17 protein-coding genes are annotated in these 23,049 nt (G+C 59.6%); 12 read left to right on the forward strand and 5 right to left on the reverse strand.

The features are described 5' to 3' along the window. Positions 1-14: 14 nt before the first annotated feature. Positions 15-1,283, forward strand: a complete 1,269-nt coding sequence (locus ACVW0Y_RS03955) for a malic enzyme-like NAD(P)-binding protein (protein ID WP_457436204.1) — start codon at positions 15-17, stop codon at positions 1,281-1,283. Positions 1,284-1,345: 62 nt separating this feature from the next. Here ACVW0Y_RS03955 and ACVW0Y_RS03960 read toward each other — a convergent pair whose 3' ends face one another. Next, positions 1,346-3,772, reverse strand: a complete 2,427-nt coding sequence (locus ACVW0Y_RS03960; protein ID WP_457436206.1) for a penicillin-binding protein 1A — start codon at positions 3,770-3,772, stop codon at positions 1,346-1,348. A gap of 184 nt (positions 3,773-3,956) precedes the next feature. Here ACVW0Y_RS03960 and ACVW0Y_RS03965 point away from each other — a divergent pair, with 184 nt between their 5' ends. The 11 genes from ACVW0Y_RS03965 (at position 3,957) to hemE (ending at position 19,652) form a co-directional block, all read left to right on the forward strand. After that, positions 3,957-5,021 (forward strand): pilus assembly protein PilM, encoded by a 1,065-nt coding sequence (locus ACVW0Y_RS03965; RefSeq protein ID WP_457436207.1) that lies wholly within the window; start codon positions 3,957-3,959, stop codon positions 5,019-5,021. Further along, the gene (locus tag ACVW0Y_RS03970; RefSeq protein WP_457436208.1) at positions 5,021-5,593 is read left to right on the forward strand and encodes a PilN domain-containing protein; all 573 of its coding nucleotides are present in this window, start codon (positions 5,021-5,023) and stop codon (positions 5,591-5,593) included. The genes ACVW0Y_RS03965 and ACVW0Y_RS03970 overlap by 1 nt, the downstream gene beginning before the upstream one ends. Then, entirely contained in the window at positions 5,590-6,240 is a 651-nt protein-coding gene (pilO, locus tag ACVW0Y_RS03975) for a type 4a pilus biogenesis protein PilO (RefSeq protein ID WP_457436211.1), read from the forward strand. The genes ACVW0Y_RS03970 and pilO overlap by 4 nt, the downstream gene beginning before the upstream one ends. Beyond that, complete coding sequence (gene pilP, locus ACVW0Y_RS03980) at positions 6,237-6,764, forward strand: type 4a pilus biogenesis lipoprotein PilP (RefSeq protein WP_457436212.1); 528 nt, start codon at positions 6,237-6,239, stop codon at positions 6,762-6,764. The genes pilO and pilP overlap by 4 nt, the downstream gene beginning before the upstream one ends. 54 nt (positions 6,765-6,818) lie before the next feature. Further along, a complete protein-coding gene (gene pilQ, locus ACVW0Y_RS03985) occupies positions 6,819-8,906 on the forward strand; it encodes a type IV pilus secretin PilQ (RefSeq protein ID WP_457436214.1) in 2,088 nt (695 codons plus the stop codon). A 4-nt stretch (positions 8,907-8,910) separates the two neighbouring features. After that, positions 8,911-9,429 (forward strand): shikimate kinase AroK, encoded by a 519-nt coding sequence (aroK, locus tag ACVW0Y_RS03990; RefSeq protein WP_457436216.1) that lies wholly within the window; start codon positions 8,911-8,913, stop codon positions 9,427-9,429. 50 nt (positions 9,430-9,479) lie between these two features. Continuing rightward, positions 9,480-10,583, forward strand: a complete 1,104-nt coding sequence (aroB, locus tag ACVW0Y_RS03995; protein ID WP_457436217.1) for a 3-dehydroquinate synthase — start codon at positions 9,480-9,482, stop codon at positions 10,581-10,583. Between the two features lie 26 nt (positions 10,584-10,609). After that, a complete protein-coding gene (locus ACVW0Y_RS04000; RefSeq protein ID WP_457436219.1) occupies positions 10,610-12,241 on the forward strand; it encodes an AAA family ATPase in 1,632 nt (543 codons plus the stop codon). A 226-nt stretch (positions 12,242-12,467) separates the two neighbouring features. Continuing rightward, entirely contained in the window at positions 12,468-16,913 is a 4,446-nt protein-coding gene (gene gltB / locus ACVW0Y_RS04005) for a glutamate synthase large subunit (RefSeq protein WP_457436221.1), read from the forward strand. A 34-nt stretch (positions 16,914-16,947) separates the two neighbouring features. Next, complete coding sequence (locus ACVW0Y_RS04010; protein WP_457436223.1) at positions 16,948-18,366, forward strand: FAD-dependent oxidoreductase; 1,419 nt, start codon at positions 16,948-16,950, stop codon at positions 18,364-18,366. A 218-nt stretch (positions 18,367-18,584) separates the two neighbouring features. Then, positions 18,585-19,652: a uroporphyrinogen decarboxylase gene (hemE, locus tag ACVW0Y_RS04015; protein ID WP_457436224.1), complete on the forward strand. Its 1,068-nt coding sequence runs from the start codon at positions 18,585-18,587 to the stop codon at positions 19,650-19,652. Between the two features lie 123 nt (positions 19,653-19,775). On the opposite strand, the gene ACVW0Y_RS04020 is transcribed toward hemE, so the two are convergent. The 4 genes from ACVW0Y_RS04020 to thiE form a co-directional block, all read right to left on the reverse strand. After that, complete coding sequence (locus ACVW0Y_RS04020; RefSeq protein WP_457436327.1) at positions 19,776-20,324, reverse strand: tetratricopeptide repeat protein; 549 nt, start codon at positions 20,322-20,324, stop codon at positions 19,776-19,778. A 91-nt stretch (positions 20,325-20,415) separates the two neighbouring features. Further along, positions 20,416-21,066 carry a DUF6962 family protein gene (locus tag ACVW0Y_RS04025; RefSeq protein ID WP_457436225.1) on the reverse strand — a complete coding sequence of 217 codons (651 nt, stop codon included), beginning with the start codon at positions 21,064-21,066 and terminating at the stop codon, positions 20,416-20,418. Further along, positions 21,066-22,355 carry a glutamate-1-semialdehyde 2,1-aminomutase gene (gene hemL / locus ACVW0Y_RS04030; protein WP_457436226.1) on the reverse strand — a complete coding sequence of 430 codons (1,290 nt, stop codon included), beginning with the start codon at positions 22,353-22,355 and terminating at the stop codon, positions 21,066-21,068. Before hemL ends, ACVW0Y_RS04025 begins: the two co-directional genes overlap by 1 nt. 72 nt (positions 22,356-22,427) lie before the next feature. Beyond that, positions 22,428-23,048 (reverse strand): thiamine phosphate synthase, encoded by a 621-nt coding sequence (thiE, locus tag ACVW0Y_RS04035; RefSeq protein ID WP_457436329.1) that lies wholly within the window; start codon positions 23,046-23,048, stop codon positions 22,428-22,430. Between the last annotated feature and the right edge of the window lies 1 nt (position 23,049).

Below are 23,049 nucleotides of genomic sequence, written 5' to 3' on the forward strand. Positions count from 1 at the left end.
GCGGAAATGCCACCATGTCTGATTTGAAAACTGCCGCTCTCGAATACCACGCCCATCCTCGCCCGGGGAAGCTGAGTGTCGAGCTGACCAAACCCACTTCCACCGCGCGTGATCTGTCCCTGGCGTACAGCCCTGGTGTGGCTGAACCCGTGCGTGAAATCGCCCGCGATCCCGAGCTGGCCTACAAGTACACCGGCAAAGGCAACCTGGTTGCAGTGATTTCCGACGGTACCGCCATTCTCGGTTTGGGCGACCTCGGCCCGCTGGCTTCGAAACCTGTAATGGAGGGCAAGGGCGTACTGTTCAAGCGTTTCGCCGGTATCGACGTGTTCGACATCGAAGTTGATTCGGAAAGCCCGCAAGCCTTTATCGACACCGTAAAGCGCATCTCCATCACCTTCGGTGGCATCAACCTGGAAGATATCAAGGCACCTGAGTGCTTCGAGATCGAACGCGCGTTGATCGAGCAGTGCGACATCCCGGTATTCCACGATGACCAGCACGGCACTGCGATCGTGACTGCTGCCGGCATGCTCAATGCCCTGGAAATCGTCGGAAAAACCCTGCCGGAAGCCAAAATCGTCTGCCTGGGTGCTGGCGCTGCCGCCATCTCGTGCATGAAGTTGTTGGTGAGCATGGGGGCGAAGATCGAAAACATCTTTATGATCGACCGCAGCGGCGTGATTCATTCCGGTCGCACCGATCTGAACCAATACAAAGCCGTATTCGCCCACGAAACCGACAAGCGCACGCTATCGGACGCACTGGACGGTGCCGATGTGTTTGTCGGTTTGTCGGGTGCCAACCTGCTCACTGCGGAAAACCTGCAGCGCATGGCTGCTGACCCGATCGTCTTCGCATGCTCCAACCCGGATCCGGAAATTTCCCCGGAGCTGGCCCACGCAACCCGTAGCGACGTGATCATGGCCACCGGCCGTTCGGACTACCCGAACCAGGTCAACAATGTACTGGGCTTCCCCTTTATCTTCCGTGGTGCGCTGGATGTTCGCGCAACCCGTATCAACGAAGAGATGAAGATCGCCGCCGCCGTCGCCCTGCGTGAACTGGCCAAGCTGCCAGTGCCGAAGGAAGTGTGCGATGCCTACGGTGGTATCGAGCTGTCGTTCGGCCGCCAGTACATCATTCCAAAGCCGATGGATGCACGTCTGATCACCGTAGTGGCGGATGCTGTGGCCAAGGCCGCGATTGAAAGCGGTGTGGCGACTCTGCCTTATCCCAAGCACTACCCGTTGACGTCGGTAGAAGACGTTTTCAACGGCTGATTGTTGTAGCAATAAAAAGCCCCGCATCAGCGGGGCTTTTTATTGGGCGGGTATTTTGCCGTTTAGAACAGGTCGATTGGTGCCGCATCATCCGCCGGCAGTGGGCTGCCTGGAGCGCTGGAGCCGGGGTCGAGTTCGTTCATCGGTGGCGGTGAGTCTTCGTTCTTGAACACTTCGAAGTAGGCGTTTGGCGTGCCGGGGGTGGCAGCGCGGCCGCTCACTGGGTCGATGCGCAAGGTCAGCAGGCCGGGCGGCTCGGGCAGCATATGCGGTGGCTTGTCTTTTAGTGCCGCACTCATGTAACTCATCCAGATCGGCAGCGCGACGGTGCCGCCGAATTCATGGCTGCCAAGGCTTTCCGGCTGGTCGAAACCGGTCCATACCGTGGTCATGTAATCGGCATTGAAGCCGGAGAACCAACTGTCTTTCGATTCATTGGTGGTGCCGGTCTTGCCCGCGATATCGCTGCGGCCCATGGCCAGGGCGCGGCGGCCAGTGCCGCGTTTGATCACGTCTTGCAGCATGCTGGTGAGAATGTAGGTGGTGCGAGCGTCGACGATACGTTCGGCTACGGCTGGTGCAGGCGCGGTGCTGGTCGGTGCCGGGATGTTTTCGGCAATGGCTGCGGGATCGACTACGGTTTCCGGTTGGTCATTATTCTCGCCAGGAGCGCTGGGCGGGTTGGCGATATACAGGGCTTCGCCATTGCGGCTGTGGATACTTTGAATCAGATAAGGCTGCACTTTATAGCCGCCGTTGGCGAAGGTGCTCCAGCCGCCGGCGATTTCCACGGGGGTCAGGTTGGCGGTGCCCAGCGCCATGGACAGGTTGCGCGGCAGATCCTGTTTGTTGAAGCCGAAGCGGCTCACATAGTCGAGCGCGTAGTCGATGCCGATGGCTTGCAGCAGGCGGATCGAAACCAGGTTGCGCGACTTGTACAGCGCTTCGCGCAAACGGATCGGACCGAGGAAGGTATTGGTGTCGTTCTTCGGCCGCCAAACCTGGTCGAGGTACTCATCGACGAAAACAATAGGTGCATCGTTGACCAATGTGGCGGCGGTGTAGCCCTTATCCAGTGCAGCGCTATAAATGAAAGGCTTGAAGCTGGAGCCAGGCTGGCGCTTGGCCTGGGTGGCGCGGTTGTAGTTGCTTTGCTCGAACGAGAAGCCGCCGACCAAGGCACGGATTGCACCATTTTTCGGGTCGAGGGAAACCAGCGCGCCCTGGGCTGCCGGGATCTGGCTGAAGGCAAGGTTGCCGTCTTCCTGGCGCAGCACGCGAATCAGGTCGCCAACTTGCACCACATCATCCGGCTTCTGCGGACGCGGGCCGAGGCTGTTGGTGTTCAGGAAGGGGCGGGCCCACTTCATGCTTTCCCAGCTGACGGTTTCTTCCTGGCCGTTACGGGTCAGCACCATGACTCCGCTTTTCAGCACTTGAGTAACGATGGCCGGCTCGATGCCGTTCTGGGTTTTCTGCTTGGTCAGTTCGGTTTGCCAGGCTTCGCGGGTCATGCCTGGTAGGCGCGTTTCCGGGCCGCGATAGCCGTGGCGCTGGTCATAGCTGATCAGACCACTGCGTACGGCTTCGTTGGCTGCTTCCTGAAGATTGCTCGGAACAGTAGTGGTAACGTGGAAGCCCTCGGTGTAGGCCTCGCTGCCATAGCGGCCAACCATTTCCGCGCGGGCCATCTCGGCAATATAAGGAGCCTGCACTTCCGGGGTTGGAACGTGGTAACTGGCGTCAATGGGTTCAGCCAGCGCGGTCTGATACTGGCCCTGATCGATCTTGCCGAGCTTGAACATGCGTCCGAGGATCCAGTCGCGACGTTCTTTGCTGCGTTGCGGATTGACCAGCGGGTTGAAGCGCGAAGGCGCTTTCGGCAGTCCGGCGATCATCGCCATCTGACCCAGGCTCAAATCGTGCATAGGTTTGCCGTAGTAAACCTGCGCCGCCGCTTCGATACCATAAGCACGGTTACCGAGGTAGATCTTGTTGACGTACAACTCAAGAATTTCGTCTTTGCTCAGCTCACGCTCAATTTGTAACGCCAGCAGGATTTCATTGATCTTGCGCGAAAAGCTGCGCTCGTTAGTGAGGAAGAAGTTCTTCGCCACCTGCATGGTGATGGTGCTGCCACCCGATTGTATTTGCCCGCTTTTTAATAATTGCGTGGCAGCGCGCATCAGGCTGCTGAGGTCAACGCCATAATGATTGGCAAAATTATCGTCTTCGGCAGAAAGCAGCGCTTTGATGAAGTTTGGCGGGATGTCGGCAAAGCGAATTGGTGTGCGGCGCATCTCACCGAATTCGGCGATCAGCTTGGCATCGCTGCTGTAGACGCGCAGGGGGATCTGCAGCTGGATGCGGCGCAGCGAGTCCACGGAGGGCAGAGCCGGGCTAAGGTACAGATAAGCGCCGGATAGACTGAGCAACAGTCCACAAAAAACGGCTACGCAGGACCACCAGAAGAACTTCAGCAGGCGCATCAAAATGTTTGGATTTCCAGATAAAAGAAAGAGTTAAGCGTAGGGCAATGTCGAAAGGGAAAAACTGTTCACATTATAAGCGCTTTTTTTGCTAGGTAGCCATTTGCGCTTATGTCAAGACTGTTATTTAATGTGAAAAAACATAAATAGTCCGTAAGTCGCGGATGCCAATAGGAAATCGGTCGTGCTAGGGCTCTTCAATAAGAAAGCGAATACGCTGCTGGGGATCGATATCAGTTCGACCTCCGTCAAGCTCCTCGAATTGAGTCGCTCAGGAAGCCGCTACAAAGTAGAGGCTTATGCTGTAGAGCCGCTCCCACCCAATGCAGTGGTCGAGAAAAACATTGCTGAACTGGAAGGCGTAGGCCAGGCATTGTCGCGCGTATTGGCCAAGGCCAAGACGGGCGTCAAGACGGTCGCAGTCGCTGTAGCCGGTTCTGCTGTCATCACCAAGACAATCGAAATGGAAGCCGGGCTTTCGGACGATGATCTGGAAAACCAGCTGAAGATCGAAGCTGACCAATACATTCCTTACCCGCTCGAAGAAGTCGCCATCGACTTTGAAGTGCAAGGGCCTTCGGCACGTAACGCAGATCGCGTTGACGTGTTGCTAGCTGCCTGCCGTAAAGAGAACGTCGAGGTTCGCGAAGCTGCTCTGGCCTTGTCCGGCATGACCGCCAAAGTGGTGGATGTCGAGGCGTATGCGCTGGAACGGGCTTACGGTCTGTTAGCCGCTCAGTTGGGCAGCGGTCACGATGAGCTGACGGTAGCGATCGTCGATATCGGCGCGACCATGACCACCCTCAGCGTGCTGCACAACGGTCGCACCATCTATACCCGTGAACAGCTGTTCGGCGGTCGTCAGCTAACCGAAGAGATTCAGCGCCGCTATGGCTTGTCCGTAGAGGAAGCCGGGCTGGCCAAGAAACAGGGCGGCCTTCCGGATGACTACGACACGGAAGTGTTGCAGCCGTTCAAAGAAGCTGTGGTTCAGCAGGTTTCGCGCTCGCTGCAGTTCTTCTTCGCAGCGGGTCAGTACAACGACGTCGATTACATCCTTCTGGCAGGCGGCACTGCGTCGATTCCGGATCTGGATCGCCTGATTCAGCAAAAGATCGGTACGCAAACCTTGGTCGCCAATCCGTTTGCCGACATGGCGCTCAGTGGCAAGGTCAACGCAGGGGCTCTGGCTAGTGATGCACCCGCGCTGATGATTGCCTGTGGTCTGGCGATGAGGAGTTTCGACTAATGGCACGGATTAACTTACTGCCCTGGCGGGAGCAGCTGCGCGAGGAGCGTAAGCAGCGCTTCCTGGTGACTCTTGCTGGCGTGCTGATTGTGGCTGGCGGCGCGGTATTTCTTGGCGACCAATACTTTAGTGGCGCAATTGATCAGCAGAATGCGCGCAACGAGTTCGTGAAAAAAGAGATTGCGGTTCTCGATGCGCGCATCAAAGAAATCAGCGAGTTGAAAACCCGTCGTCAGCAGCTGCTGGAACGGATGAAGATCATTCAGGACTTGCAGGGTAATCGGCCGATCATTGGTCGTGTATTCGACCAACTTGCGCGGACCTTGCCCGATGGCGTGTATTTCTCGGCATTGAGTATGAAGGGCAAAAACATCGCGATTAGTGGTGCGGCAGAGTCCAACAACCGCGTTTCGAACCTGATGCGTAACCTGGATGCTTCTGATTGGCTCACTGCCCCGAACTTGACTGCGGTTAAAGCTGTAACGGCTGGCGAGCTGGATCAAGCCAACGTCTTTCAGTTGACTGTGCAGCAAACTCAGCCTGCTGTTGAAGCACAAGGAGTCAAGAAATGAGCTTGGCTGACTCTCTAGAGAATTTGCGCAAGATTGATATTGCCGATCTGGATTTCAATAATCTGGGTTCGTGGCCGGCGGCGGTCAAAGCGATCGCTTGCCTGATATTGCTGATCGCTGTTTTGGCGCTTGGTTACAACTTTCACTTGAAAGATCTTGAAGCGGAACTGGATAAGCAGCGAGCGCAAGAGCAAACACTGAAAGAGCAATATTCCAATAAAGCGTTCCAGGCCGCGAACCTGGAGGCCTACAAAGATCAGATGAAAGAAATGGAAGTTTCTTTCGGCGCTCTTCTGCGGCAGCTCCCCGGCGACACCGAGGTGCCTGGCTTGCTGGAGGATATTACTCGTACAGGTCTGGGTAGCGGCCTTGAGTTCGAAGAAATCAAGCTGTTGCCTGAGTCTACTCAGCAGTTCTATATCGAGTTGCCTATTCAGATTTCGGTAGTGGGTGCTTACCACGATCTGGCGACTTTCGTCAGCGGCGTGGCTAGTTTGCCGCGTATTGTGACATTGCATGATTTCGACATTAAACCGGTTAGTGCCGATAGCACTTCGAAGTTGCGGATGACCATTTTGGCCAAGACCTACCGCTACAACGATAAAGGCGTGGCCGGTGCTGCTGCTAAACCGGGGGTGAAGCAATGAGAACCTCCAAACTAATTCTTGGCACGCTGTTGTTGGCGACCTTGGCAGGTTGTGATTCGAGCGGTGATTTCGCTGATCTTCAAGCCTATATGGATGAAGTTCGCGCTCGGCCGAAAGGCTCCATCGAGCCGCTGCCAAAGTTTCAACCGTACGAAGCGTTTACCTATAGCGCTGCTGCCTTGCGTAGCCCATTTCAGCCGCCAATCAAGATTGATCTGGTCAACCGGCAGAAAGGCTCGCAGGAGATCAAGCCGGATGAAACTCGTATCAAGCAGTTTCTGGAGGGCTTCAATATCGAAGTCTTCCAAATGGTGGGCACACTTTCCAACGAAGCCGGTATGTTTGCGCTGGTCAACGGTGCCGGTGGTGTACATCGGGTGAAAGTGGGTGACTACTTGGGTCGTAACAATGGACGCATCATTGCTATCAGTGAAGCGAAAATCGATGTGGTCGAGATTGTTCCTGATGGTGAAGGTGGCTGGCTAGAACGGCCACGAAGCCTCTCTCTCAAAGAGCGCTCTTAAGGAGTGGGGTGGAAGATGAAAAACAATTACCGGTCGGTACAACGGAACCTGAGTATGAAAAGCTCCCTGTCGCGCATCTGCATATCTGTTTTGGTCGCGGTCATGTCGCCAACACTGTTGGCTGCAAACCTGAAAACCCTTGATGTCGCTGCGTTGCCGGGCGATCGAGTCGAGCTCAAGCTGGCTTTCGATGAGCCGGTGGCTGCGCCCCGTGGTTACACCATCGAGCAGCCAGCTCGTATCGCCCTGGATTTGCCGGGTGTCAGCAACCAGACCGGTTCCAAGAACCGTGAGCTGGGTGTGGGTAACGCCCGTAGCGTGACCGTGGTCGAGGCCAAGGACCGCACGCGTCTGATCATCAACTTGGCAAGCCTGGTGCCTTACAGCACTCGCGCCGAAGGCAACAACCTGTATGTGGTGGTGGGCGAGGGTGCGGTTAGCTCCGCTTCTGCTGCTCCAGTTGCCGCCCCGGTTGCAGCCGTTTCGGCAACGCCGGCGAAGAAAAGCTTCGCTCCGGTTAACAAAAGCATCTCGAACATCGACTTTCAGCGCGGCGAGCAGGGCGAAGGTAACGTCGTTATCCAGCTCTCCGATGCCTCGGTGAACCCGGATATTCAAGAGCAAGGCGGGAAGATTCGTCTGGCGTTCAACAAGACCGATCTGCCTGAGTCGCTACGCGTTCGTCTGGATGTCAAAGACTTCGCCACCCCGGTGCAATTTGTCAGTGCGGTCGAGCAGGATGACAAAGCGATCATCACCGTCGAGCCAACGGGTCTGTACGACTATCTGGCCTATCAGGCAGATAACAAGCTGACCATCAGCGTCAAGCCGTTGACCCAGGAAGATGCGGACAAGCGTAAGCAGGACCGCTTTGCCTACAGCGGTGAAAAGCTCTCGCTGAACTTCCAGGACATCGATGTACGCTCGGTTCTGCAACTGATCGCAGACTTCACAGACCTCAACCTGGTCGCCAGTGATACCGTTCAAGGCAACATCACGCTGCGTCTGCAGAACGTGCCGTGGGATCAGGCGCTGGACCTGGTGCTGAAGACCAAGGGCCTGGACAAGCGCAAAGTGGGTAACGTGCTGATGGTTGCGCCGGCAGATGAAATTGCCGCGCGTGAGCGTCAGGAAATGGAGTCGCAGAAACAAGTCGCCGAACTGGCACCTCTGCGTAAAGACATCATTCAGCTGAACTACGCCAAAGCCACTGATATCGCCAAAATCTACGAAGACGAAGGCAAAAAGGGCTCTCTGAAGGACGATATGCGCGGTTCGGTAATTGCCGACGACCGTACCAACAGTTTGATCCTGTCGCTCACTCAAGAGCGCATCGATGAGCTGCGTCGCATCATTACTCAGCTGGATATCCCGGTTCGTCAGGTAATGATCGAAGCCCGTATCGTTGAAGCCAACGTCGACTACGACAAGAGCCTGGGGGTTCGCTGGGGCGGTACGCAGCTGTTCGCCAATGGTCGCGGTGCCGTATATGGCAGCGATGACCAAGGCGACGAAAACGGTGATAGCGGTGACGATAGCAACGGCAACTATCCCTTCGTGGATATGGGCGTAGCCAACCGTACCGCCGGTCTCGGCATCGGTTTCGTCAGCGACAACCTGATCCTCGATCTCGAACTGTCGGCGATGGAAAAAACCGGCAACGGTGAAGTGGTCTCCCAGCCCAAGGTTGTTACCTCGGACAAAGAAACCGCGAAGATCCTCAAGGGCTCCGAGATCCCGTACCAGGAAGCAAGCTCCAGTGGTGCCACCAGCACTTCGTTCAAAGAAGCGTCGCTGTCCCTGGAAGTAACGCCGCAGATCACTCCGGACAACCGCATCATCATCGAAGTGAAAGTCACCAAAGACGAACCTGACTTCGCCAACGCCCTGAACGGTGTTCCGCCGATCAAGAAAAACGAAGTTAACGCCAAGGTTCTGGTCAGTGATGGTGAAACCATCGTGATCGGTGGTGTGTTCTCCAACACCCAGACCAAGTCGGTCGACAAGGTGCCGTTCCTCGGTGACCTGCCGTACCTCGGTCGTCTGTTCCGTCGTGACGTCGTAGCTGACAGCAAAAACGAACTTCTGGTTTTCCTGACTCCGCGTATCATGAACAACTCGGCAATCGCTGTGAGTCGCTAAATCTGTGCGAAATTTGATCCTCGTAGGCCCGATGGGGGCAGGTAAAAGCACCATCGGGAGGTTACTGGCAAAAGAGTTAAGGCTGTCATTCAAAGACTCGGATAAGGAAATCGAGCAGCGTACCGGAGCCAATATTCCCTGGATCTTCGATGTTGAAGGGGAGGCTGGTTTCCGTGAGCGTGAGCAGGCCGTGATCGGCGAGCTGTGTGAGCTCGACGGTGTGGTCCTCGCTACCGGAGGCGGCGCTGTGCTGCGTCCGGAAAATCGCTCGGCGCTGCGTGCCGGTGGCCGTGTGGTCTATCTGCATACCTCCGTCGATCAGCAGCTGGACCGCACCTCGCGGGATCGCAATCGCCCTCTGTTGCGTACGGCCAACCCCGGCAAGGTGTTGGCCGATCTGATGAGCATCCGTGATCCGCTGTACCGGGAAATCGCGGATGTCATTATCGAAACCGATGAGCGTCCACCGCGCATGGTGGTACAGGAAATTCTCGAACGTCTTGAGGCGCTTCATCCGCGTTAAAGCGCACGCCGATATGCGTTATCCTATGGCCCTTTTATCGTGGGGGCTTCATGCAGACTCTTCAGGTTGAGCTGGGCGAACGTAGTTATCCCATCTATATCGGGGCGAACCTGTTGGTTCAGCCCGCGCTTTTTTCTCGGCATATTGCGGGTAAGCAAGTTGCCATTGTCAGCAACGAGACCGTTGCGCCTCTCTATCTTGAATCCGTCAAACAGGCCTTGGCCGGTTTTGATGTGGCGACCGTCATCCTTCCTGATGGCGAAGCTTTCAAGGGCTGGGAAACTCTTCAGCTGATCTTCGATGGCCTTCTTACTGCACGGCACGAGCGCAGCACCACGGTGATTGCCTTGGGTGGTGGGGTGATTGGCGATATGGCCGGCTTCGCGGCGGCCTGCTATCAGCGTGGCGTCGACTTTATCCAGGTGCCGACCACCTTGTTGTCGCAGGTCGACTCCTCTGTCGGCGGCAAAACCGGGATCAACCATCCGCTGGGCAAGAACATGGTCGGTGCCTTCTATCAGCCCAATGCAGTGCTGATCGATACCGCCACCCTGAATACGCTGCCAGCCCGTGAGCTATCTGCCGGTTTGGCTGAGGTGATCAAATACGGCCTGATCTGCGATGAGCCGTTTCTGACCTGGCTGGAGGCCAATATCGAGGCGTTGCGTAGCCTCGATCAAGTCGCGTTGACCGAAGCGATCGCCCGTTCCTGTGCGGCCAAGGCCAGGGTAGTGGGGGCAGATGAGCGTGAGTCCGGCGTACGGGCCACACTCAACCTCGGCCATACCTTTGGTCACGCCATCGAAACTCACATGGGTTATGGCGTCTGGTTGCATGGCGAGGCTGTCGCTGCTGGTACGGTAATGGCGCTGGAGATGTCCTGTCGCCTGGGCTGGATCACAGCAGCTGAGCGTGATCGCGGTATTCGTCTGTTCCTGCTTGCCGGCTTGCCGGTAATTCCACCCGAAGAAATGACCGCTGAGGATTTTCTCACTCATATGGCGGTCGATAAGAAAGTTCTTGGCGGCCGGCTCCGTCTTGTCCTGCTTCGCCAGATGGGCGAAGCGGTCGTGACAGGCGATTTCCCGCGCGAGATTTTGGATGCCACCCTGGTTGCGGATTACCGCGCCATGGTGGAGCACCTTGAAGCCTAATTGCTTGACGTCTAAATGAGAGCCACATGACCAGTCTGCACGCCGACGAGGCCTTTCTCGGCCACTATCAGTTCAGTCACGATCCCTTTGCTGCACGCGTTCCGGGCTTCAAGTTCTTTCCGGCGCAGCGCAAGCCAGTGCTGGGCCAGTTGCACCACTTGGCTCGCTACAGCCAGTTGCTGCTGGTGGTCAGTGGTCCGCAGGGCAGCGGCAAAACCCTGCTGCGCCAGGCGCTGGTGGCCAGTACCAACAAGCAGGCGGTGCACAGCGTGGTGTTTTCCGCCCGTGGTGCGACCGATGCCGGTGGCGTTATGCGCCAGATTGCGCAGGGATTGAACGTTCAGCAGGCGGACGCCCGTTCGTTGCTGTCGCAGGTTGCCCAGCTGTCGTTGACCGGTCAGGAAGTCTATCTGCTGATCGACGACGCCGAAGCGCTGGATACCGATGCGCTGGACGCGCTGCTGGCCTTGGCGGCTGGTAACGCCGAGGGGCGTCCCCATGTGTTCCTCTTCGGTGAGTCGGCCCTGCTGCCGCGACTGGAGCTGCTGGCTGATGGCGAAGAGCGTTTCCACGCCATCGAGCTGGATTCGTACAGCGAAGAAGAAACCCGCGACTATCTGGCCCAGCGTCTGGACGGTGCCGGCCAGGGTATCGAACTGCTCAATGACGAGCAGATTGCCGATATCCACCTGCAATCGGCCGGCTGGCCGGGGGCGATCAATCAGGTGGCACGGGAAACGCTGATTGAAGCGATGTTGGCCAATCGCGGTGGCGCGCAGAAGGCCGGTATGGCGTTCAAGCTGCCGAAGAAGCACCTGTTGGCCCTGGTGGTGGTTGCCATCGCCGTAGGCGCGGCCTGGATGATGCAGGGGCGCAGCAAATCCGAACCGGAAGCGCCGGTTGCCGCGCAGCTGCCATTGGGCACTGCTCCCGCGCCAACCGTGGATGCGACTGCACCTGCTGATGGCAAGGGGCCGGCGGTAGAGTTTGCCGGGTCGACCCAGCCGCTGCCGCTGCCATTGGTGGGTCAGGCTCAGCCGGTTATTCGCGAGCCTTTGGCGCAGGCTTCAGGTCTGGGTGACAGTGATGACGACGGTGCAATCGAGCCACCAGCCAGCGCCACGCCGCCGACCGTAACGACCACGGCACCGCCGCAAGGCGCAACGGTTGGCACTGCGCCTACAGCGCCTGTTGTTGCCCCGGTAGTCAAACCGGCTCCAGTTGCTCCGCCTGCACCGACTGCGCCAGCGGTTGCCAGCGCGAAACCGCAGGCCGCAGCTCCGGCTGCTCCAGCGACCAAGCCAGCGGCAGCGCCAGTGAAGCCGATTGCCAAAGTGGAGAAACCGGCAGCAGCGCCTGCCGCCGCAGGTTCGGGCAGCGGTTGGTACGCCAGTCAGGCCGGTGGCAACTACGCGCTGCAGGTTCTAGGTACCGGCTCGGAAAGCGCAGCTCAGGCATTCGTTCGCCAGCAGGGCGCGGAGTATCACTACTTCAAGAAAACCCTGAACGGCAAACCGCTGTACGTGGTGACCTACGGCAATTTCCCCAATCGCACCGCCGCTCAGGCCGCGATCAAGTCGCTGCCTGCCAAGGTCCAGGCTGCCAAGCCTTGGCCCAAGACCTTCTCCAGCATCCAGCAAGAGGCTCAGGCGCACTGATTTAATCTGCGCTTGAGGGTAATGACCGGGTGGTCTTTAGCACGACCGCCTGGTACTTTCTTATAAAAAGGCGACATAAGGTTTCGCGCTTTCGCCGCGGGACATTTGTTCGCTGATATTCGTCTGTGTACAATGACCCCCCTTTTGCCTGCGCAAAGCTGGCGCATTGACCTGCGCGCACGGTAAGTGTTTGAAATAGATCAAAGTTTGCCTGGTGAGAGTCCCTATGAAAGCAGGTCTGTACCATCCTGATGAGTTCAAGGATAACTGCGGCTTCGGCCTGATCGCCCATATGCAGGGCGAGGCGAGTCATCACTTGCTGCAAACGGCTATTGAAGCCTTGACCTGTATGACCCACCGCGGCGGCATCAACGCCGACGGTAAGACGGGTGACGGCTGCGGCCTGCTGATCCAGAAGCCTGACGCCTTCCTGCGTGCCGTGGCCAAAGAGCAATTCGCTGCTGACCTGCCGGCCCAATACGCCGTCGGCATGGTGTTTCTCAACCAGGACGCGGCCAAAGCCGACGTTGCGCGCGAGAACATGAACCGCGAAATCCTCGCGGCCGGCCTGCAACTGATCGGCTGGCGCAAAGTACCGCTGGACACCAGCGTGCTCGGCCGCCTGGCCCTTGAGCGCCTGCCGCAAATTGAACAAGTGTTCATCGGCGGTGAAGGCCTGAGCGATCAGGAATTCGCCATCAAACTGTTCAGCGCCCGTCGTCGCTCTTCGGTGGCCAACGCCGCCGACACCGACCACTACATCTGCAGCTTCTCGGCCAAGACCATCATCTATAAAGGCTTGATGATGCCGGTCGACCTGCAGCAGTTCTATCCGGACCTCGGTGACGAGCGCCTGATGACCGCGATCTGCGTGTTTCACCAGCGCTTCTCCACCAACACCCTGCCGAAATGGCCGTTGGCCCAACCGTTCCGCCTGCTGGCGCACAACGGTGAAATCAACACCATCACCGGCAACCGCAACTGGGCCGTGGCCCGTCGCACCAAGTTCGCCAACGATCAGTTGCCCGACCTCGACGAATTGGGCCCGCTGGTTAACCGCGTGGGTTCCGACTCTTCGAGCATGGACAACATGCTCGAGCTGATGGTCACCGGTGGCATGGACCTGTTCCGTGGCATCCGCATGATCATTCCGCCGGCATGGCAGAACGTGGAAACCATGGACGCCGATCTGCGTGCGTTCTACGAATACAACTCCATGCACATGGAGCCTTGGGATGGCCCGGCCGGTGTGGTACTCACCGACGGCCGCTATGCCGTGTGCCTGCTCGACCGTAACGGTCTGCGCCCGGCGCGTTGGGTAACCACCAGCAATGGCTATATCACCATCGCCTCGGAAATCGGCGTATGGGACTACAAGCCTGAAGACGTGATTGCCAAAGGTCGCGTGGGTCCGGGCCAGGTGCTGGCCGTGGACACCGAAACCGGTCAGGTGCTGCACACCGACGATATCGACAGCCGTCTGAAGTCGCGCCACCCCTACAAGCAGTGGCTGCGCAAGAGTGCCGTGCGCATTCAGGCGACCATGGACGACGACCATGGTGCCGCCAGCTATGGCAGCGACCAACTCAAGCAATATATGAAAATGTTCCAGGTCACCTTCGAAGAGCGTGACCAGGTGCTGCGTCCGCTCGCCGAGCAGGGCCAGGAAGCGGTGGGCTCGATGGGTGACGACACGCCGATGGCGGTGTTGTCCCAGCGCGTACGCCCGACCTACGACTACTTCCGTCAGCAGTTCGCGCAGGTCACCAACCCGCCGATCGACCCGCTGCGTGAAGCCATCGTGATGTCCCTGGAGATCTGCCTGGGTGCCGAGCGCAATATTTTCGAAGAGTCGCCGGCCCACGCCTCCCGCGTGATCCTCAGCTCGCCGGTAATTTCCCCGGCCAAGTGGCGCTCGCTAATGAACCTCGATACCCCCGGGTTCGAGCGTCACGTCATCGACCTCAACTACGACGAAAGCGTCGGCCTCGAAGCGGCCGTGCGTAACGTGGCCGACCAGGCCGAAGAGGCCGTGCGCAGCGGCAAGTGCCTGCTGGTACTGACCGACCGCAACATCGCCCCGGGCAAGTTGCCGATCCACGCCTCGCTGGCTGTAGGTGCCGCGCACCACCGGTTGATCGAGAAAGGCCTGCGTTGCGACTGCAATATCCTGGTGGAAACCGCCACTGCCCGCGACCCGCACCACTTTGCCGTGCTGGTTGGCTTCGGTGCCTCGGCCGTTTACCCATACCTGGCCTACGAAGTGCTGGCGGACCTGATCCGTACCGGCGAAGTGCTGGGCGATCTGTATGAAGTGTTCAAGCACTACCGCAAAGGCATCTCCAAAGGCCTGCTGAAAATCCTCTCGAAGATGGGCATTTCCACTGTGGCTTCGTACCGCGGTGCCCAGCTGTTCGAAGCCGTCGGCCTGTCGGAAGAAGTGGTCAACCTGAGCTTCCGTGGTGTTGCCAGCCGCATCAAAGGTGCGCGTTTTGTCGACATCGAAGCCGAGCAGAAACTGCTCGCCGCTGAAGCCTGGAACAACCGCAAAACCATCCAGCAGGGCGGTTTGCTCAAGTTCGTCTACGGCGGTGAATACCACGCCTACAACCCGGACGTGGTCAACACCCTGCAGGCCGCTGTGCAGATCGGCAGCTACGAGAAATTCAAGGAATACACCACGCTGGTCGACACCCGTCCGGTGTCGATGATCCGTGACCTGCTGAAAGTCAAAGAGGCTGAGACGCCACTGGCCCTCGACCAGATCGAGCCGCTGGAAGCGATCCTCAAGCGTTTCGACTCGGCTGGTATTTCCCTTGGCGCGCTGTCGCCGGAAGCTCACGAAGCCATCGCCGAAGCCATGAACCGCCTGGGTGCGCGTTCCAACTCTGGTGAAGGCGGTGAAGATCCGGCGCGTTACGGCACCGTGCGCAGTTCGAAAATCAAGCAAGTGGCCACCGGCCGTTTCGGCGTAACGCCGGAATACCTGGTCAACGCTGAAGTGCTGCAGATCAAAGTGGCCCAAGGTGCCAAGCCAGGCGAGGGCGGTCAGCTGCCAGGCGGCAAGGTCAACGGCCTGATCGCCAAGCTGCGCTATGCGGTACCGGGCGTGACTCTGATTTCGCCGCCGCCGCACCACGACATCTATTCCATCGAAGACTTGTCGCAGCTGATCTTTGACCTCAAGCAGGTCAACCCGCAGGCGCTGGTCTCGGTGAAGCTTGTGGCAGAGGCGGGCGTTGGCACCATCGCCGCCGGTGTGGCCAAGGCCTATGCCGACCTGATCACCATCTCCGGTTACGACGGTGGTACTGGCGCATCCCCGCTGACCTCGATCAAGTACGCCGGCGCACCGTGGGAACTCGGCCTGGCCGAAACCCACCAGACTCTGCGCGGCAACGACCTGCGCGGGAAGGTGCGGGTGCAGACCGACGGCGGCCTGAAAACCGGCCTCGACGTGATCAAAGCGGCCATCCTCGGTGCCGAAAGCTTCGGCTTCGGTACTGCGCCGATGATCGCGCTGGGCTGCAAATACCTGCGTATCTGCCACCTGAACAACTGCGCCACCGGCGTTGCCACGCAGAACGAAAAGCTGCGCAAGGACCACTTCATCGGCACCGTCGAGATGGTGATGAACTTCTTCACCTTCGTCGCCGAAGAAACTCGCGAGTGGCTGGCCAAGGTCGGCGTTGCCAGCCTGGAAGAACTGATCGGCCGTACTGATCTCTTGGAAATGCTGCCGGGTGAAACCGACAAGCAGAGGTTCCTCGACCTCAGTCCGCTGCTGGGCAGCGACCATATTCCGGCTGACAAGCCGCAGTTCTGCCAGGTCGACCGCAACCCGCCGTTCGACGAAGGCAAGCTGGCCGAGCATATGGTCGGCTTGGCCAAGTCGGCTATCGACGGCCTGACCGGCGCCGAGTTCGAGCTGGATATCTGCAACTGCGACCGTTCCATCGGTGCCCGTGTATCCGGCGAAATCGCCCGTGTGCATGGCAACCAGGGCATGGCCAAGGCACCGATCACCTTCCGCTTCAAAGGTACTGCCGGACAAAGCTTCGGCGTATGGAACGCCGGCGGCCTGAACCTGTACCTGCAAGGCGATGCCAACGACTACGTGGGCAAGGGCATGACCGGCGGCAAGCTGGTCATCGTGCCGCCGGCCAACAGTGCGTTCAAAACCCAGGATGGTGCCATCGTCGGCAACACCTGCCTGTACGGTGCCACCGGCGGCAAGCTGTTCGCCGCCGGTACTGCCGGTGAGCGTTTTGCCGTGCGTAACTCCGGGGCCCACGCGGTCGTGGAAGGCACCGGCGACCACTGCTGCGAATACATGACTGGCGGTTTCGTCGCGGTACTGGGCAAGACCGGCTACAACTTCGGCTCGGGCATGACCGGCGGTTTCGCCTACGTGCTCGATCTGGACAACGGCTTCGTTGACCGCGTGAACCATGAGCTGGTGGAAATCCAGCGCATCAGCGGGGAGTCGATGGAGTCGTACCGTAGCCACTTGCAACGTGTGCTGGCCGAGTACGTCGAGGAAACTTCCAGCGAATGGGGTCGCAACCTCCTGGAAAACCTCGACGACTACCTGCGCAAGTTCTGGCTGGTCAAGCCGAAAGCCGCCAGCCTTGGGTCGCTGCTCTCCAGCACCCGTGCTAACCCACAATAATTTGCGCCTGCCGTAGTGTGATGAGGTTTTTACAATGACTGAACGTCTGAACAATGACTTCCAGTTCCTCGATGTCGGGCGCAAAGATCCGAAGAAGAAGCTCTTGCGCCAGCGCAAGAAGGAATTCGTCGAGATCTATGAGCCTTTCAAGCCGGCTCAGGCCGCGGACCAGTCGCATCGCTGCCTGGGCTGCGGTAACCCGTATTGCGAGTGGAAGTGCCCGGTGCACAACTTCATTCCGAACTGGCTGAAGCTGGTATCGGAAGGCAATATCCTGGCCGCCGCGGAATTGTCCCACCAGACCAACACCCTGCCGGAAGTCTGCGGCCGCGTGTGCCCGCAAGACCGTCTGTGCGAGGGTGCCTGCACCCTCAACGATGGCTTCGGCGCGGTGACCATCGGTTCGGTGGAGAAATACATCACCGATACCGCCTTCGCCATGGGCTGGCGTCCGGATATGTCCAAGGTTGTTCCGACCGGCAAGCGCGTCGCCATTATCGGCGCCGGCCCTGCTGGCCTGGGCTGTGCCGACGTGCTGGTGCGTAACGGCGTGTCGCCGGTGGTGTTCGACAAGAACCCGGAAATCGGTGGCCTGCTGACCTTCGGCATCCCCGAATTCAAGCTGGAAAAAAGCGTGCTCAGCCGTCGCCGTGAAGTGTTCACCGGCATGGGTATCGAATTCCGCCTGAACACCGAAGTGGGCAAAGACGTCACCGTCGACCAACTGCTCGAAGAATACGATGCCGTGTTCATGGGCATGGGCACCTATACCTACATGAAGGGCGGCTTCCCTGGCGAAGACCTGCCTGGCGTACACGATGCCCTCGACTTCCTGATCGCCAACGTGAACCGCAACCTAGGTTTCGAAAAGGCCCCGGAAGACTTCATCAATATGAAGGGCAAGCGCATCGTCGTGCTCGGTGGTGGCGATACCGCCATGGACTGCAACCGCACCTCGATCCGCCAGGGAGCCAAGTCGGTAACCTGCGCTTATCGTCGCGACGAAGAGAACATGCCGGGCTCGCGCAAAGAGGTGAAGAACGCCAAGGAAGAAGGCGTGAAATTCCTCTACAACCGCCAGCCCATCGCCATCGTCGGCGAAGATAAGGTTGAAGGCGTGAAAGTGGTCGAGACCCGTCTCGGCGAGCCGGACGCCCGTGGCCGTCGCAGCCCTGAGCCGATTCCGGGCTCCGAGGAAATCATCCCGGCCGAAGCCGTGCTGATCGCCTTCGGTTTCCGCCCAAGCCCGGCACCGTGGTTCGAGCAGTTCAGCATCCAGACCGACAGCCAGGGCCGCGTGATCGCGCCCGAGCAGTCCAAGTTCAAGCACCAGACCAGCAACCCGAAGATCTTTGCGGGCGGCGATATGGTGCGCGGTTCGGATTTGGTGGTGACGGCGATTTTCGAAGGTCGTCAGGCTGCCGAAGGGATTCTGGATTACCTCAACGTATAAGCCGCAACGCGATCCCCCGTAGGAGCGGCTTCAGCCGCGATGCTCTTAAAGATCAAAAGCATCGCGGCTAAAGCCGCTCCTACGAGGGCTGCGTAGGCTGCGTTACCGCGACAAATTGACTCCATAGACAAAAGGCACGGCACTCGCCGTGCCTTTTGCTGTGCGCTCTGCGAAAATGCCGGCACTTTTTTGCTGCCTACTTTTTCTCAGGAAATGCCATGACCGCCCTGAAGAACGATCGCTTCCTCCGTGCCTTGTTGAAACAGCCCGTCGATGTCACCCCGGTGTGGATGATGCGCCAGGCCGGTCGCTACCTGCCGGAGTACCGTGCCAGCCGCGCCAAGGCCGGCGACTTCATGGGGTTGATGCAGAATCCGCAATTCGCCTGCGAAGTAACCCTGCAACCGCTGGATCGCTACCCGCAACTGGACGCGGCGATCCTGTTCTCCGACATCCTCACCATCCCCGACGCTATGGGCCAGGGCCTGTACTTTGAAACCGGCGAAGGCCCGCGTTTCAAGAAGGTCATCAGCAGCCTGGCCGACGTTGAAGCCCTGCCGATTCCTGATCCGGAAAAAGACCTCGGTTATGTAATGGATGCCGTGCGTACCATCCGCAGCGCCCTCAACGGCCGTGTGCCCTTGATCGGCTTCTCCGGCAGCCCATGGACCTTGGCCACCTATATGGTCGAAGGCGGCTCGTCGAAAGACTTCCGCAAGTCCAAGGCCATGCTCTACGACAACCCACAGGCCATGCACCTGCTGCTGGATAAACTGGCGCAGTCGGTCACCAGCTACCTCAACGGTCAGATCCTGGCCGGCGCGCAAGCAGTGCAGATCTTCGATACCTGGGGCGGCAACCTGTCCTCGGCGGCCTATCTGGAGTTCTCCCTGGCGTATATGAAAAAGATCGTCAGCGGTCTGATTCGCGAACACGAAGGCCGCAAGATTCCGGTGATCCTGTTCACCAAAAACGGCGGGCTGTGGCTGGAGTCGCTGGCCGACGCCGGTGCCGATGCACTGGGGCTGGACTGGACCTGCGATATCGGCGAAGCCCGTCGTCGCGTCGGTGGCCAGGTTTCCCTGCAAGGCAATATGGACCCCACCGTGCTCTACGCCCAGCCTGCCGCCATCCGTAACGAAGTGGCGCGCATTCTGGCTAGCTACGGCAAGGGCAGCGGCCATGTGTTCAATCTGGGGCACGGTATTACCCCGGAAGTCGACCCGGCCCATGCCGGTGCGTTCCTCGAGGCGGTGCATGAGTTGTCGGCGCAGTATCACCAGTAAGGTGATCGGCTGATACGAGAAGGGCGCTATCAAGCGCCTTTTTTGTGCTTGCAGGATTCGCGGCTGAAGCCGCTCCTACAGGGGATCGAGCTCTTTGTAGGAGCGGCTTCAGCCGCGATGCTTTTAAGGCAACGGCGCAAACGGCGAACCACCATCCGCCGTCTGCAATTCAATCAGGTAATTGCGGAAGATCTGCCCCAGCACCTGGGTAGCGATTTCCAACTGCTCGCGCGGCATCTGCGCGGCCACCTGGTCGGCAGTATCCAGCGCATCTTCGGCCCCATTTACGGCCGCCATCTTCAGCACGATATAGGCTTGCACATTATTGGCCTGCACCCCTTCGCCGCGGAAAAACATCATCCCCAGTCGGTACTGGCTTTGCGCATGGCCTTGTAGCGAAGCCTGCTCGAACAGGTTCAACGCCTGCGGCAGATCCCGCGGGGTGCGTTCCCCGTCGTAGTAGTACTCGCCGAGTTCGTATTGGGCTTCAGGGTCGCCGCTCTGGGCGGCTTGCTGGCAGGAGGAGAGGGCTTCTGCCTGGTCTTCGGGAAGGGTGTTGAGCGAACAGCGGCCGGTGGCCGGGATCAGCAAGGAGTTGCCGCCCGCCGATGCAACCAGGGGCAGCAGGAGCAACAGGCAGCCCAGGGACAGGGTGCGGCCGATGCAGTTCATAACAATCAACACGCCTCATCAAGCAGTGCGGGCAAATGCCCGGCCATCGGAACGCGACGGCCTGCGCATTATGGAATAAGCCGGGCGCCTGTTACAAAGTCTTTACCGACTTTTCTGCCCCGTCCGTCTCGCCTTGGCCTGGCTGCAGGCTCAGCAACAGCCAGGTCAGCAGCACATAGGCCAAGCTTAGCAGGGCATGAAATAGGTCAACCCGCAGCAGCGGGCCGAGGTTTCCCTGGGTGCCCACCACCAGGCCGGCGACGATAAACAGTGCCACAACGCCCACCGCTGCCGGCACAGCTTTACGGCCTTGGGTAACGCCGGCGTAGAGAAACAGCAACAGGGTGGCCAGGTTAAGTGCCAGCTTGTAGCTGTCCAGCACGCCCAGGCGCTTGGCACCTTCGAACAGCAGGCTCAGGCTGATGATTACCCAGCACCAGCCCAGACGCTGCCAGTGCCAGCCACGAATCAACGTCAGCGCCGCTACGCCCAGAGCCGGCAAGGCAAGCAAACTGCTGGCCTGGCTGAGCTTGGCGTGTAGCGTCTGCCAGCTTTCATCCACACCGAAATGCAGCACGCCGACCACCGCTGTCGCGCCGGTCAGCAGCAGCGCGGCGATGACCAGCAGCCAGGTGGCGCGCAGCGGCTTCTCGCCCCATCGCCGACTGCGCAGAATGCCGATCACGCTGGCCAGGCAGGCCAGCGCCAACACAGCGTCGGAAACCGCAGTGCTGTATTGCATCAGCGCAGCGCGGCGAAGGCGCGTTCGGCGGCGTCGAGGGTGATTTGCAGCTCCTTGTCGCCATGGGCGATGGAGGTGAAACCGGCCTCGAAGGCGCTCGGTGCCAAGTAGACGCCGCCCTCCAGCATCAGATGGAAGAACTTCTTGAAGCGCTCGGCATCGCTGCTCATCACGTCGTCGAAAGTGACGATGTCGTCCGCGCCGCTGAAGTACAGACCGAACATGCCACCCGCCTGGGTGGTCACGAACGGCACCCCAGCGGCGTCGGCGCGTTGTTGCAGGCCGTCGAGCATGCGTGTTGTGTAGGCGCTCAGTTCGTCGTGGAAGCCCGGGCGGCGGATCAGGTTCAAGGTGGTCAGGCCGGCGGCCATGGCCAGCGGGTTACCCGACAGGGTGCCGGCCTGGTACACCGGGCCGAGCGGAGCGATCTGCTGCATGATTTCCCGTTTGCCGCCGAAGCAGCCCACCGGCATACCACCGCCGATGATCTTGCCGAAGGTCGACAGGTCCGGGGTGACGCCGTAATAAGCCTGAGCGCCGCCGAGGGCAACGCGGAAGCCGGTCATCACTTCGTCGAAAATCAGCACCACGCCGTGCTTGTCGCACTGCTCACGCAGGCCTTCGAGGAAGCCCGGTGCGGGCGGCACGCAGTTCATATTGCCGGCCACCGGCTCGACGATGATGCACGCCACGTCCTTGCCCACTTCGCTGAGCATTTTTTCGACGGCAGCAATGTCGTTGAACGGCAGGGTCAGGGTGTGTTTGGCGAAGGCCGCCGGCACGCCAGCGGAGCTTGGTACGCCCTGGGTCAGAGCGCCGGAACCGGCTTTCACCAGCAGGCTGTCGGAGTGACCGTGGTAGCAGCCTTCGAACTTGATGATGCTGTCGCGGCCGGTGTAACCCCGGGCCAGGCGAATCGCGCTCATGGTCGCTTCGGTGCCGGAGCTGACCATGCGCACCATTTCCATCGACGGCACGATCGAGCAGACCAGCTCGGCCATCTCGGTTTCCATGGCGGTTGGTGCGCCGTAGGAAAGGCCGTGCTCCAGTTGTTTACGCACCGCGTCCAGCACGTCCGGGTGGCTGTGGCCGAGGATCATCGGGCCCCAGGAGCCGACGTAATCGACGTACTGTTTGTTGTCTTCATCGGTGACGTAGGCACCTACTGCATGTTTGAAGAACAGCGGGGTGCCGCCGACGCTGCGGAACGCGCGCACGGGCGAGTTAACGCCGCCGGGGATATGTTTCTGCGCGCTGGCAAACAGGGATTCGGAACGGGACTGGGTCATGGGCAGACTCCTTAAACTGAACAGGGCGGTGGCGGGCAGGCCTGGCCTGCCGGCGCACTCAGGATTCGACTTTCAAGAGTGGAACAGGGCGCTGAAGGCGCGGGCGCGGCGGTTTACTTCCTGGGCGGTGTCGGCGCTGAACAGGGCGTGGATCACCGCCAGCAGGCTGACGCCGCCGGCCACCAGGGGCGCGGCATTGTCCAGGGTGATGCCACCAATGGCGCAGACGGGCAACTGCACCTTGGCGCGGGCCTGTTGCACCAGCTCCAGGGTGGCGGCCGGCGCGCCAGGTTTGGTATGGGAATTGAAGAAACGGCCAAAGGCGACGTAGCTCGCGCCATCACGGGCGGCCTGTTCGGCCAGCTCGACGGAGGCCAGGCAGGTGCCGCCGATAATGGCTTGGCGGCCGAGCAGGGCGCGGGCCGCGGACAAGGAACCATCGCCCTGGCCCAGGTGCACGCCAACGCCCAGGCGCGCGGCCAGCTCGGCATCGTCGTTGATCAGCAGGCTGGCACCGTAGCGTTCGCAGAGGCTTTTCAGCGCTTCGGCTTCGCGCAGGCGGCGGGCTTCGTCGCTGCTTTTGTCGCGGTATTGCAGCAGGGTGGCACCGCCATCCAGCGCGGCTTCCACGTAGGGCAGCAGCTTGCCGCCCGCCAGCAGTTGGCTGTCGGTGATGGCGTAAAGGCCGCGCAAG

The sequence above is a fragment of the Pseudomonas sp. TE3786 genome (assembly GCF_054057335.1).

Coding starts and splice junctions, on each gene's coding strand:
- ACVW0Y_RS03955 (WP_457436204.1), top strand. CDS start 15: ATGTCTGATTTGAAAACTGCCGCTCTCGAATACCACGCCCATCCTCGC.
- ACVW0Y_RS03960 (WP_457436206.1), bottom strand. CDS start 3,772: ATGCGCCTGCTGAAGTTCTTCTGGTGGTCCTGCGTAGCCGTTTTTTGT.
- ACVW0Y_RS03970 (WP_457436208.1), top strand. CDS start 5,021: ATGGCACGGATTAACTTACTGCCCTGGCGGGAGCAGCTGCGCGAGGAG.
- pilO (WP_457436211.1), top strand. CDS start 5,590: ATGAGCTTGGCTGACTCTCTAGAGAATTTGCGCAAGATTGATATTGCC.
- pilP (WP_457436212.1), top strand. CDS start 6,237: ATGAGAACCTCCAAACTAATTCTTGGCACGCTGTTGTTGGCGACCTTG.
- pilQ (WP_457436214.1), top strand. CDS start 6,819: ATGAAAAGCTCCCTGTCGCGCATCTGCATATCTGTTTTGGTCGCGGTC.
- aroB (WP_457436217.1), top strand. CDS start 9,480: ATGCAGACTCTTCAGGTTGAGCTGGGCGAACGTAGTTATCCCATCTAT.
- ACVW0Y_RS04000 (WP_457436219.1), top strand. CDS start 10,610: ATGACCAGTCTGCACGCCGACGAGGCCTTTCTCGGCCACTATCAGTTC.
- gltB (WP_457436221.1), top strand. CDS start 12,468: ATGAAAGCAGGTCTGTACCATCCTGATGAGTTCAAGGATAACTGCGGC.
- ACVW0Y_RS04010 (WP_457436223.1), top strand. CDS start 16,948: ATGACTGAACGTCTGAACAATGACTTCCAGTTCCTCGATGTCGGGCGC.
- hemE (WP_457436224.1), top strand. CDS start 18,585: ATGACCGCCCTGAAGAACGATCGCTTCCTCCGTGCCTTGTTGAAACAG.
- ACVW0Y_RS04020 (WP_457436327.1), bottom strand. CDS start 20,324: ATGAACTGCATCGGCCGCACCCTGTCCCTGGGCTGCCTGTTGCTCCTG.
- ACVW0Y_RS04025 (WP_457436225.1), bottom strand. CDS start 21,066: ATGCAATACAGCACTGCGGTTTCCGACGCTGTGTTGGCGCTGGCCTGC.
- hemL (WP_457436226.1), bottom strand. CDS start 22,355: ATGACCCAGTCCCGTTCCGAATCCCTGTTTGCCAGCGCGCAGAAACAT.